We start from the raw sequence: 11,575 nt of genomic DNA on the forward strand, positions 1-11,575 counted from the left end.
ATCCTGAACCGCGAGTTCAACCAGGTCACGGCCGAGAACGAAATGAAGATCGACGCGACCGAGCCGCAGCAGAACCAGTTCACGTTCACCAACGCGGACCGGATCGTCAACCACGCGACCAGCCGCGGCTGGAAGGTCCGCGGCCACACCCTCGCCTGGCACTCCCAGCAGCCCGGCTGGATGCAGAGCATGAGCGGCACCGCGCTGCGCTCCGCGATGCTCAACCACGTCACCCGGGTCGCCACCTACTACCGGGGCAAAATCGACTCCTGGGACGTGGTGAACGAGGCGTTCGCCGACGGCAACGGCGGCGGCCGCCGTGACTCCAATCTGCAACGCACCGGGAACGACTGGATCGAGGCCGCGTTCCGCGCCGCCGACGCCGCCGACCCCAACGCCAAACTCTGCTACAACGACTACAACACCGACAACTGGACCTGGGACAAGACCCAGGCCGTCTACCGCATGGTCCAGGACTTCAAGCAGCGCGGCGTGCCGATCGACTGCGTCGGCTTCCAGTCGCACTTCAACAGCGGCTCGCCGTACCCCAGCAACTACCGCACCACACTGTCCAGCTTCGCCGCCCTCGGCGTCGACGTACAGATCACCGAACTGGACATCGAGGGATCCGGCACCACCCAGGCCAACACCTACCGCAACGTAGTGAACGACTGCCTCGCCGTCGCCCGCTGCACCGGCATCACCGTCTGGGGCATCCGGGACACCGACTCCTGGCGGGCCAGCGGCACCCCGCTGCTCTTCGACGGCAGCGGCAACAAGAAGCCGGCGTACGACGCCACGCTCCAGGCGTTGAACAACGGCACCACGCCGACGAACCCGCCGACCAACCCCCCGACCAACCCGCCCACCAACCCGCCGACCAACCCGCCGACGCAGGGCCCGGGTGGCTGCTCCGCCTCGGTCTCGCTGAACTCGTGGAACGGCGGCTTCGTCGCCACGGTACGGGTGACCGCCGGCTCGTCCGGCACGAACGGCTGGTCGGTGGGCGTGACCCTGCCGTCCGGTGCCGCCGTCACCAATTCCTGGAACAGCCAACGCAGTGGCACCAGCGGCGCGGTCACGTTCACGAACGTGAGCTACAACGGTCGGATCGCCGCCGGACAGTCGACCGAGTTCGGCTTCCAGGGCACCGGCAGCGGAACCGGTATGACACCCACCTGCACGGCCAGCTGACCACCGCACACCAGTTGGAACACCGGTGCGGAGGACCGTGGTCCTCCGCACCGGTGCTTTTCCGCCACCGGGTCGCGCCGGCACCGCCGCAGCGCACCGTCAGGCGCCGGCACCACCGCAACCGCTGTTCGCGGCCACCGCCATGCAAGGCCGCCGCCGCACCGCCGTTCGCGGCCGCCGACGCAACCGCCGGGCAGGGCCACCGCCTGCACCGCTGTTCACGGCCACCGCCGCGACCGCTGTCGATCTGGTGGTGGTCAGTCGACCTGACCGGTCGGCGACGGTCGCCGGCCGGTGGACGGCCAGATCGGCCAGGTCGCCGGTTCCTCGGGGTCGCCGTCGAGCCGGAGACCGGCCGCGACGCGGGCCACCTGCGGGACGGCGTACCCGGCGGAGGCGGTGAGTTCGATCCGGAGCCCGTCGAAGTCGGGTACGACGAGCCGGTGCTCACCCCGTGCTGTTGTCGTCCGGTACGCCGGACGTCCCCCGAGCCGCTCCCCGGCCGCGGTGCCGTCCACCGACCGCCGCCGTACCCCGACCTCCACCCTCCCATGTCGACGGCCGACGGTGAGGACCACCTCCACCAGGCGGGTGAGTCGGCCCTCCGCGTCGGGCTGGTCGGTTCCGGCCATGGTCACCCGACAGCCGAGCGGGGTGTCCGGATGCGTCCACACCGGCAACCGGACCGGAGCGGCGCACCGGGCGGCGGTGTCGAGGCGTACCCGGGCCGCGATGGAGACCGCCTCGGCCGACCGACCCCACCCGCCGTGTCCGTACACCTGGGCCCACACTCCGGGGGCCGGCTTCCAGCGCAGGTGGAACGCCTCTGCCTGGTCGCTGCGCTGGACGTACAGGGTGGCCGGCAGCCCGCCGACCGTCGCCGCCGACGTCTCCGGCTCGGACCAGGCGGCCGTCGGGTCCACGTCCTGTCCCTGCACCAGCAGGTCGAGCCGGCCGACGTCGCGGGCCAGGGCGATCTCGGTGTACCGCCCGCCGACGGTGACGCCCACCCGTTCGCTGCCGGACTCCACCGCCCAGGTCACCCGCTCCGCGCCGATGGTCAGCCCGTCGACCGAGAAGTGCAGCACTCCGGGGTCCGCGCCGACCAGGTCGGGCGTCTGCGCCGCGCCCGGTACGCCGACCGCGACCGGTGGCGTCGGTGCCCGCCAACCAGCGGGCGGCGAAGACGGCACGCCCGGAACCGGTACCGCACCGGCCTGCGGTGGTACGCCCGCGACACGACCGCCGGAGAGCGGATCCAGGACCGTCATCCCGGCAGCGGCCACGACAACCGCGGCGCCGAACCCGGCCAGCGCCTGCCGACGACGTCGTTGGCTACGACCCCGACGCAGGGCCGAGGCCGCCAGGTCTGCCGTGTCGACCGGGCCGCCGACGCGTTCGGCGAGACTACGGACGAGGGTCCGCTCAAGCGGGTCGGTCACCATCCGCTCCCCGGGACGGGATCGGCGTGCGACGGACGGCCGGCCAGCGTGGCGAGGGCGCGGAGCGCGATGGCGCGGACGCTCTCCGGAGAACAGCCCACGATCTCGGCGATCAGGGCGTCGTCCAGTTCCTCGTAGTAGCGCAGCACCAGCACCGCCCGGGGCCTGGGCGGCAGCCAGGACATCCGCCGCCACGTCTGGTCCCGTCCAGCCGCCTCGGACCGGGGGTCGACCACATCCCCGGTGGACACGTGCCGGCCGGTGGCCGCAGCAGCGGGGGCGCCCGGGCGGGACCGCCGGCCGAACCGGCGCCACCATCCGGCACAGCCGGCGTCGACCAGCATCCGCCGGACGTACACGTCGGGCCGGTCGCCCGCCATCACCCGCCGCCAGCGGCGGTGTGCCTTGGCCAGCACGTCCCGGACCAGCTCGTCCGCCCGGCGGTCGTCTCCGGTCAGCAGGCGCGCGAACCGCACCAGTGCGGCACCCCGGAGATGGACGTACTCCTCGAAAGTCACGTCGCAGACCCTTCCGTTCGGCTCCCTCTCACCCCTGAGACGTAAACGGGGGCCGGTCGTGTTGGATGCCGCCGGTAACTTTTCGGTCGCACCCGCCGCGCCGGCCACGGAAATCCCGACGAGCGGGCCTCGCGCCGGTACGGGCACGCAGGGACGGCCGGCCCGGTCGGTGGAAAATCGGCGGTACGGCTCCATGGCCGTGTGTGAGGATCCGGGCCGTGCCGATCGATCAACACCTGCTGCTCGCGTTCACCCTGACCACCACCATCGCCATGGTCACACCCGGGCCGGACATGCTGTTCGTGCTCGGCTGCGGCATACGCGGCGGCGCCCGGGCCGGTCTGCTGGCCACCGCCGGGGTCGCGACGAGCGAGGCGGTGCACGTCGCCGTGGCGGCGGCCGGGCTGGCCGCGCTCTTCGCGGCGGTGCCGACCGCCTTCACCGTCGTACGGGTCGTCGGTGCCGCGTACCTGATCTATCTCGGGGTGCAGCTGATCCGACAGCGCGGGCAGGACACGACCGAACCGTCGGTCACCGGCGGTGGGCTGTCCGGCCGCCGGGCGTACCTCAGCGGACTGTTGACGAATCTGCTGAATCCCAAGATGGTCACGTTCACGATCGCCTTCCTGCCGCAGTTCGTCGACCCGGCCCTGGGCCGGGTCTGGCTGCAGTTCGCGATCCTCGGCGCCATCATGATCGTCCTGGAGTTCCTGGTCGACGGCGCGGTCGGCGTCTTCGCCGGACGGATCGGCGGTTGGCTCCGAAGCCGACGGGCGGTACGTCGCCGGATCGACACAGCCACCGGCGGTCTCTTCATCGGGCTCGGCGTACGTCTGGCCGTCGAGCGGTGACCGGACGCCGGCAGGCCGAGTTCAACGATCCCCGCCTGGTGACGGTCTACGACGCCGAGTGCACCTGGGGACCCGACGACGCCTTTTTCCTCTCCGTGGTCGACGAGGTCCCCGCCGCCCGGGTGCTCGACCTGGGCTGCGGCACCGGACGGCTCACCCTGGCCATGGCAGCGTCCGGTCACGACGTCACCGGTGTGGATCCCGCCCGGGCGTCACTGGACGCCGCCCGGGGCAAACCCGGCGCCGAGCGGGTCCGGTGGATCGAGGGGACCGCCGGGTCGCTGCCGGACCGCTCGTTTGACGTCGCGGTCCTGACCAGCCACGTCGCGCAGTTTTTCGTCGACGACGGGGAGTGGGCCGGTACCCTGGCCGACCTGCGCCGGGCCCTGGTGCCCGGCGGACGTCTGGTCTTCGAGTCCCGCGATCCGGCGGACCGGCGGTGGGAGCGGTGGAACCCGACCGACTCCCGGAGTCAGGTCGTGCTACCGGACGGCCGGACCGTCGACGTCTGGACCGAGGAGACGTCGGTGGTCGACGGGGTGGTCAGCTTCGACCGCCACTACACGTTCGCCGACGGGCTGGAACTGGTCAGTACGGGTCGGCTGCGGTTCCGAACCGAGCGGCAGCTCCGCGACTCGCTGCGGTCGGCCGGCTTCGAGGTGGCGCAGGTCTACGGCGGCTGGCGACGGGAGCCGGTGGGTCAGGGCGACGGCGAGTTCGTGGTCCTCGCCCGGACGGCGTTTCGCCGGGGCGGCCGAGGGTAGCCGCACTCGGCAGGACCTCACCGGGGAGGGGAGCCGAGGTGGCCGAGGCAGGGCGGCGGCGTGCGATCACCGCAGCGACAGTTCGGGGTGGTGCCCGGGGCGCGGTCGCCGCGATGGCCATGTCCGGGCTGCGGCAGGCCACCACCGCGCTCGGGATCGTCCAGCGCACACCGCCGGAGTCGATGTTCCTGCACACGGCTCCCGGCCTGTTCCGTCGGGTGCCGGTGGCTCGCCGGCAGGCCCTGGTCGAGATGGTCCACTGGACCTACGGAGCGGCGGGCGGCATGCTCTTCGGGCTGCTGCCCCGGGGCATCCGTCGACAACGCTGGGTCGGACCGGCGTACGGCTTCGGCTTCTGGCTGGCCTTCGAGGTCGGCATCGCGCCGCTGCTCGGCATCGGCGAACGGCGGCACGGGTCGAAGGAACAACTCGGCCTGCTCGCCGACCACCTCCTGTACGGCGTCGTGGTGGCCGCCTCACCCTGGCCGCTCGCCGACTGACCGGCGACCGGCCGACTGACCGGCGAACCCGCCTGCGGTCGAGCGCTCGCCTGGCGGGTTCAACCGGGCGGGAAAGGGGAAGGCGAGCGGTGACAGCCGAGGGAGGGAGATCACCATGGGCAGGATCCACGGTCACGCCGACAACATCGTCTACGACCTGGTTTCCATCCAGTACCACGCGCTGAAGGGCGGACAGGTCTACGAGCAGTACAAGAGTGACGCCGAGGGCCACGACGACATCCGGCAGTTCATCGATCGTATCCAGCGCGAGGACATCGACCGGGCCCGGCGGGCGCAGGAACTGTTGGCGACGATCAGCAACGTTCCGGTCGGCGCCCGCTGACCCGGGACGTACCGGTCGGTTCGTGACCAACGGCGGTCACCGGTTCCGGTGCCGTCGGCGGCGGCGCAACCACCACCAGATCGCCAGGACCACGACCACCAGCGCGGCGAGGCCGGCACCGGCCTCGCCGAGGTGGTTCTCCACCCGCTTCCAGGAGGCACCGGCCAGGTAACCGACCAGCACCACGGTCGTCGCCCAGGCCGCCCCGCCGAGCGCGTTGAAGAGCAGAAACCTGCGGTACGGCATCCGGTTCATCCCGGCCAGCGCGGGCACCAGGGTGCGCAGTACGCCGACCCAGCGGCCCAGCAGCACCGCCACCGGCCCGTGCCGGGCGATGAACCGCTCGGCGCGGTTCCAGCGTTCCTCCCCCACCCAGCGGCCGGCCCGGCTGCGCCGCAACGGTGCGCCGGTCCAGCGGCCGATCTCGTAGCCGACGCTGTCCCCGGCGATGGCGGCGACGGTCGACACGATCACCATCGCGGTCAGGCTGACCCGTCCGGTGGCGGCGAGCGCCCCGCCGAGCAGCAGGGCCGTCTCGCCCGGCAGGAACAGGCCGATGAAGGCGGCGGACTCCCCGAAGGCGAGTGCACCGACCACCAGGAGCGCGGCCCAGCCGGAGAGCGCGGCGAGGGTGTCGACGACGGCGTCCACCGGGCCGCCGATCAGGTACGACCGCCGCCACCAGGGCCAACCCGGCGAGCGACTGCCGACCGGTCCGTACCAGCCGAAGCGAGCTTCACCTGGTCATCGTGCCCGAGAAGATGGTACGAAACGCCGGAAATGCCGGACCCTGCCGCCGGCCCGTGCCCGGTCGCGTCAGCGGCCCTGTCCCGTTGCGGTCCCGTCCCGTTGCTGTCCCGTCCCGCCTGGTCGCGTCAGCAGCTCCGCCCCGTTGCGGTCCCGTCCCGCCCGGGGTTCGGGAGGTGGCCGGTGGCCCGCAGCACGGACCGGGCGAACCGGCTGATCACCAGCCCGGGAAGCTCCGCCGCACCGAACCAGGCGACCTCGTCGAGTTCGTCGCCGTCCGGTGTGGCGACGCCGCCGACGATCTCGACCTGGTAGACGGCGGTCACGTACGCGACGCGGTCGCCGTGCGGGTAGGTCACCTCGTAGTCCGGCCCGCCCAGTACGTCGAGGAGCCGAGTTGTCCGGACCTCGACCCCGATCTCCTCCCGCGCCTCCCGGACGGCGGTCTCGGCCGGGGACTCTCCGATCTCGACGGCACCGCCGACCAGCCCCCACCCGTCCTGGTGGCCCCGATGGTGCACCAGCAGGATCCGGCCCGTGGCGTCGACAGGCAGGACGGCGGCCGACGGCAGGAGCAGCAGTTCGGTCCCGACGAGGGCGCGGAGCCGGGCGACGTACGGCGAGATGGCCATGCCGGTCACGGTAGAACGGCACGGAACCGGGTGCCGGGTTACCGCGTCACAGAGGACGACGTGGTGTGACGACGGCATCGGCAACGACGCGGCTGCCGGAGAAGACACCGGAACCTGGGGACGGACGGGATCGGATGGGCACGACAGGCGTACGTGGCCGGCTCGGATCGAAGTCACGGTCGATCGTCGGACTACTGCTGGCCGGGGTCTGTACGGCCACGCTGACCGGCTGCGCCGGCTCGGGCGGGGGCGACCACGGACCGCCGAGGGAGCAGTGGCCGGTGCCGACGGAGCCCGCCGAGGTGCGGACGAGCTGGACCTCCTGTGCCGTGGAGGCGTTCCCACCGGTCAAGCCCCCGAAGGCCGGGCCGGGGGACGGCACCAACTCCGGCACCGGGCCGGGCGCTGGGACCAGTCCCGACACCGGGCCGGGGAACGGCACCGGGCCGGAGGCGGGCACCCGGGACGGGACGCTGCTGCCTCCGCCCGCCCGGGACGCGCTGACGCTGCCCCGGCTGCCCGAAAACTTCGTCGCCACGACGGCGGTGCTCTGCCTCCAGGGCCCGAGAACCCGTCCCGACCGCGGCGAGGACCTGGTCCACTTCGAGAAGCGAGCGGAGAACGTCGACGAGCTCGTCACGGCACTCCGACTGCCCGACGAGCCGCGTACCGGTGACCCGTGTCCGCTCAACCTGGTCCTCGTACCGTGGTTCGCCGTACTCGACGCCGAGGGGCGGTGGACCCGTCCGGGCGTACCCCGCAACGCCTGCGGTCAGCCGCGAGGTGAGGTGATGCGGGCACTCGACCAGCTCACCCTGACCGAGGTCTCGGCGCGGCCGATCCGGGAGATCGAGTCGGCCGGCGCGGCCGCCTCCGGCTGTGGCCAGGGTCGGGCCGACACGGTCGCGATGCAGACCAGGTTGGCCCCGGCGATGACTCCCGGACCGGTCGACGACCTCCCGCTGGGCTCGGCCCGCCAGGTCCGGCTCTGCGTCTACCGCGTGCCGGCGGACCAGCAGGGCAACGAGAAGCCGGCCGGCGACTTCGAGTACGGCCTGCTCCTGCCTGCTGACCGGTGGGCCCGGCTGCGGGCCGCGCTGGTGAACCGGGGACCGGCCCGGGACTGCGCCCTGCCGGCGGGCCGGTTCGCGCTGCTGCAGGCCCCGGACGACGCCGGCAAGGGTGACGTCACCGTGGAACTCGACGGCTGCCGACGCGTCCTGGTGACCACCGGTTCCGGCAGGTCGACGCTGGCCCAGGGGGATGCCGCGCTCACCGACCTGCTCGGCCGCTGACCGTCCGGCGCCTGGATAACCGTCGGACACGACCACCCGGGGGACGGCCAGCGGTCGCACTCCGGGAATGGCCGCCACCGCCGGGGACGGCCGGCGGTGGCGACCGGGTCAGACCGGCTCAGCCGCCGGCACGGCGACCCTGCCCCGCTGACCGGCGGCCAGGACGGCGCCGAGCACCGCGAGCAACGCGCCAGCGCCGACCGCCACGTCGGCCGGGTTGCCGAACCGAACACCACCGGAGGCAACCGAGACGACCAGGGCCAGCCCGAGCGCGGTACCCACGTACCGGGCGGTGTTGCTGGCGCCGGAGCCCATCGCCACATGATCTGGCGGCACGCTCTCCACCGCCAGCCGGGCGAGTGTCGCGTTGAGCACGCCGCTGCCGATCCCGGCCACGACGAGGCCGGGCAGGGCCCGTATCCAGGTGCCGGACCCGACCAGGCCGAGCAGTGCGGCGTCACCGACCGCCGCGAGCAGCAGCCCGACGACGAGCAGCCCCCGCGAGGATCGTCCGGCGCCGAAGCGCCGCATCTGCAGGGCGACCACGAACGCCGTACCGGACCAGACGGCGAAGACCACGGCGGTGAGCAGCGGCCCCAACCCCATGGTGCGTTGCAACAGGGTGGGCAGGAAACCCATCGGCCCGATCACGGCGAGCCCGGTGAGAAAACCGCCGAGGGTGGATAGCCGGAACACCGGGGACCGGAACAGGCGCAGCTCCAGCATCGGCTGTCGGGTCCGCCGCTCGACCAGGACAAACGCGCCGAGGGCGAGGACACTCAGCAGCAGTGGCAACAGGACCGGCGTACGTGGCCAGCCGCTGCGCGCGTTGGTCACCGCGACCAGCAGCAGGGTGACTCCGGTCGCCAGGGTCCCGGTACCCGCCCAGTCGACCGGTCGGGGTCGGGTCGACCTCGACTCGGCCAGTGCCCGCGCCCCGAACGGTACGAGGACCGCAGCGGCGACCGCGGCGAACACGTGGTACGCCCGCCAGTCGGCGAGGTCGGTGAGGGCGCCGGAGAGGACCGGCCCGAGTGCGATTCCGGCGCCGAGGGTGGCCCCCCACCGGGTGGTGGCTCTGGCCCGGTCCGGTCCGGAGCGGAATGCGTGTCCGAGCAGGCCCAACCCGGCCGCGATGATCGCGGCGCTGGCCACGCCCTGGAGCACCCGGGCGGCGACGAAGAGCAGCGGTTCCTGGGCGAACGCGCAGCCCAGGCTGCCGAGGCCGAGCAGGGCGGTGCCGACCAGGAAGACCCGGCGCCGGCCGAAGTCGTCGGCGACGCTTCCGGCGACCAGCAGGGTCGCCGCCAGCCCGAGGGCGATGCCGTTGAGCATCCAGACCTGCGCGCCCGCACCGGCGGTGAGCCCGGTGGCGGTCTGCGGCAGCACCGTCATCGGCGCGGTGTAGTTCATCAGCGCCAGCAGGGTGGCGACGCAGACCACGAGCAGGGTGGCCGCGTCGGTCTGCGGCCCGGCCCGGTGGGCGGACCGGGGTACGTCAGTTCGGCGCAGCGCCATCTCCACACCTCCAGTGTGAGTTCAATGAACGAACCGAGACATTAGCAGGTTAGTTCGTTGACTGAACCGAGAGGCGGATACCATCGACCCGTGGCCCTGGGAAAGAACTACGACCGGCAGAACTGCTCGTTCGCCCGCGCCCTCGAACTGCTCGGCGAACGCTGGACGCTGCTCCTGGTCCGCGACGCCTTCTACGGCGTACGCCGGTACGCCGACTTCCTCGCCCACCTGGACATCCCCCGGGCCGTCCTGGCGGATCGGCTGCGGAGCCTGACCGAGGCCGGGGTGCTGGACCGGCGCCGCTACTCCGACGCCCCACCTCGGGACGAGTACGTACTGACCGACCGCGGTCGGGAGCTGTGGAGCGCCTTCTACCAACTCGGCCAGTGGGGCGAGCGACACCTCTCGTCAAACGGGCCAATCCGACTCTTCGTGCACGCCGACTGCGACACGGCACTCGACCCGACGGGCGCCTGCGGTGGCTGCGGCCGACTCGTCGCCCCCGAGGAGGTGGAGATCCGCCCCGGCCCCGGCGAGGTGGCGGTCCGCCGCGATGATCCGGTCAGCGTGGCACTGCGCCGACCGCACCGACTGCTCACCCCGCTGATCGGAGAGCCCGAAAAAGCCGAATGAATCGCCATTACCGGACGAAGGCGGCGATAGGCTCGACGCCATGGGCACCGACACCCGAGAGGATCCCCGGCTGCGCCCGGTGACCGCCGCGGACCGGGTCTGGACGGGCGTGACCACCACCGGCGACGGCCGGGTCTTCGTCAGCTTCCCGTCGGCCGACGGTCCCGGGATCCAGGTCGGTGAGGTGGTCTCCAACGGCCGGATCGTCCCCTATCCGGACGAGACGTGGAACGAGGTCCGGGACAGTCCGGATCCACGTGGCGCGTTCGTGCACGTGAACGGGTTGCGGATCGGCCCCGACGGCAACCTGTGGATCGTCGACTCGGGAACCCCCGGACTCGGGCTGCCGGTCGTCCCCGGAGGTCCACGACTGATCGTGGTGGCGACCGACACCGCGACGGTGCTGCGGGAGTACTCCCTCGACGCCGCGGTACACGAGCGCAGCTACCTCGACGACGTACGGTTCAACGGGCCGGTGGCCTATCTGACCGACGCCGGTGCGCCGGGCCTGATCGTGCTCGACCTGGCGACCGGGGAGTCCCGCCGGCTGCTCGAGGAGCACCCCAGCACCCTCGCCCGCCGACCCATGCGAGCCGACGGAGAGGTCCTCCGCGACCCCGACGGCAACGAGCTGCGCATCCACGCCGACCAGCTGGAGGTGTCCCCGGACGGTGCGTACCTCTACTTTCAGCCGGCGTCCGGGCCGCTGTACCGGATCGAGACGCGCTGCCTCGACGACCCGACCCTGCCACCGGAGGTGGTCGCCGAGCGGGTCGAGGCGTGGGCGGACACCCCGACCACCGGCGGCACCGCCATCGACGCGTCCGGGGTGATCTACCTGAGCGACGTGGACAACCGGCGGATCCTGACCGTCGGGCTCGACGGCCGGGTCGAGACGCTGCTCAGCGACCCGCGCCTGGTCTGGGCCGACGCGATGTGGCTCGACGGTACCGGCCAGTTGTGGATTCCCGCCGCGCAACTCAACCGCACCCCGGGGCTGGCCGGCGGCCGGTCCGCCGTCGACTACCCGGTCTGGATCTACCGACTGCCGGTCAACGCCGTACCGCCGGCCAACGACCACGCCTGACGCCGGGGTGGCCCCGTCCTGCCACGCTGAACCCGTTCGGGGCACCGCAGG

Annotated in this window: 13 protein-coding genes; 8 read left to right on the forward strand and 5 right to left on the reverse strand. The window is 72.5% G+C overall.

What is annotated here, in order from left to right:
• Positions 1–1,194 (forward strand): endo-1,4-beta-xylanase (locus V1633_RS35985; RefSeq protein ID WP_331218659.1); only part of this gene is annotated, 1,194 nt, incomplete at its 5' end.
• Positions 1,195–1,451: 257 nt separating this feature from the next.
• On the opposite strand, the gene V1633_RS35990 is transcribed toward V1633_RS35985, so the two are convergent.
• Positions 1,452–2,636 (reverse strand): hypothetical protein, encoded by a 1,185-nt coding sequence (locus tag V1633_RS35990; RefSeq protein ID WP_331218660.1) that lies wholly within the window; start codon positions 2,634–2,636, stop codon positions 1,452–1,454.
• Positions 2,633–3,154 (reverse strand): sigma factor-like helix-turn-helix DNA-binding protein, encoded by a 522-nt coding sequence (locus V1633_RS35995; RefSeq protein ID WP_331218661.1) that lies wholly within the window; start codon positions 3,152–3,154, stop codon positions 2,633–2,635. Before V1633_RS35995 ends, V1633_RS35990 begins: the two co-directional genes overlap by 4 nt.
• 218 nt (positions 3,155–3,372) lie before the next feature.
• On the opposite strand from V1633_RS35995, the gene V1633_RS36000 reads away from it, so the two are divergent.
• The 4 genes from V1633_RS36000 (at position 3,373) to V1633_RS36015 (ending at position 5,612) form a co-directional block, all read left to right on the forward strand.
• Entirely contained in the window at positions 3,373–4,005 is a 633-nt protein-coding gene (locus V1633_RS36000) for a LysE family translocator (RefSeq protein WP_331218662.1), read from the forward strand.
• Positions 4,002–4,769 (forward strand): class I SAM-dependent methyltransferase, encoded by a 768-nt coding sequence (locus V1633_RS36005; protein ID WP_331218663.1) that lies wholly within the window; start codon positions 4,002–4,004, stop codon positions 4,767–4,769. Before V1633_RS36000 ends, V1633_RS36005 begins: the two co-directional genes overlap by 4 nt.
• A 38-nt stretch (positions 4,770–4,807) precedes the next feature.
• Positions 4,808–5,269, forward strand: a complete 462-nt coding sequence (locus V1633_RS36010; RefSeq protein ID WP_331218664.1) for a hypothetical protein — start codon at positions 4,808–4,810, stop codon at positions 5,267–5,269.
• Between the two features lie 115 nt (positions 5,270–5,384).
• Positions 5,385–5,612 (forward strand): hypothetical protein, encoded by a 228-nt coding sequence (locus tag V1633_RS36015; protein ID WP_331218665.1) that lies wholly within the window; start codon positions 5,385–5,387, stop codon positions 5,610–5,612.
• Positions 5,613–5,648: 36 nt separating this feature from the next.
• On the opposite strand, the gene V1633_RS36020 is transcribed toward V1633_RS36015, so the two are convergent.
• Together V1633_RS36020 and V1633_RS36025 are read right to left on the reverse strand one after the other, a co-directional pair.
• Entirely contained in the window at positions 5,649–6,263 is a 615-nt protein-coding gene (locus tag V1633_RS36020) for a DedA family protein (protein ID WP_331218666.1), read from the reverse strand.
• 224 nt (positions 6,264–6,487) lie between these two features.
• Positions 6,488–6,991, reverse strand: a complete 504-nt coding sequence (locus tag V1633_RS36025; protein ID WP_331218667.1) for an NUDIX domain-containing protein — start codon at positions 6,989–6,991, stop codon at positions 6,488–6,490.
• Between the two features lie 134 nt (positions 6,992–7,125).
• On the opposite strand from V1633_RS36025, the gene V1633_RS36030 reads away from it, so the two are divergent.
• Positions 7,126–8,286: a hypothetical protein gene (locus V1633_RS36030; protein ID WP_331218668.1), complete on the forward strand. Its 1,161-nt coding sequence runs from the start codon at positions 7,126–7,128 to the stop codon at positions 8,284–8,286.
• A gap of 108 nt (positions 8,287–8,394) precedes the next feature.
• Here V1633_RS36030 and V1633_RS36035 read toward each other — a convergent pair whose 3' ends face one another.
• On the reverse strand, positions 8,395–9,804 hold the full coding sequence (locus V1633_RS36035) for an MFS transporter (RefSeq protein WP_331218669.1): 1,410 nt from the start codon (positions 9,802–9,804) through the stop codon (positions 8,395–8,397).
• 90 nt (positions 9,805–9,894) lie between these two features.
• Here V1633_RS36035 and V1633_RS36040 point away from each other — a divergent pair, with 90 nt between their 5' ends.
• Positions 9,895–10,437 carry a winged helix-turn-helix transcriptional regulator gene (locus tag V1633_RS36040; RefSeq protein ID WP_331218670.1) on the forward strand — a complete coding sequence of 181 codons (543 nt, stop codon included), beginning with the start codon at positions 9,895–9,897 and terminating at the stop codon, positions 10,435–10,437.
• Positions 10,438–10,477: 40 nt separating this feature from the next.
• Positions 10,478–11,524, forward strand: coding sequence for an L-dopachrome tautomerase-related protein (locus V1633_RS36045; RefSeq protein WP_331218671.1), 1,047 nt, complete (start codon positions 10,478–10,480; stop codon positions 11,522–11,524).
• Positions 11,525–11,575: the final 51 nt, after the last annotated feature.

Origin of the sequence: Plantactinospora sonchi, from assembly GCF_036422035.1 — a bacterium.
Lineage (GTDB): Bacteria > Actinomycetota > Actinomycetes > Mycobacteriales > Micromonosporaceae > Plantactinospora > Plantactinospora sonchi.

What these genes read in the sequence shown, in the direction of transcription:
- V1633_RS36015 (WP_331218665.1), top strand. Translation starts at nt 5,385, where the DNA reads ATGGGCAGGATCCACGGTCACGCCGACAACATCGTCTACGACCTGGTT.
- V1633_RS36045 (WP_331218671.1), top strand. Translation starts at nt 10,478, where the DNA reads ATGGGCACCGACACCCGAGAGGATCCCCGGCTGCGCCCGGTGACCGCC.
- V1633_RS36030 (WP_331218668.1), top strand. Translation starts at nt 7,126, where the DNA reads ATGGGCACGACAGGCGTACGTGGCCGGCTCGGATCGAAGTCACGGTCG.
- V1633_RS36035 (WP_331218669.1), bottom strand. Translation starts at nt 9,804, where the DNA reads ATGGCGCTGCGCCGAACTGACGTACCCCGGTCCGCCCACCGGGCCGGG.
- V1633_RS36025 (WP_331218667.1), bottom strand. Translation starts at nt 6,991, where the DNA reads ATGGCCATCTCGCCGTACGTCGCCCGGCTCCGCGCCCTCGTCGGGACC.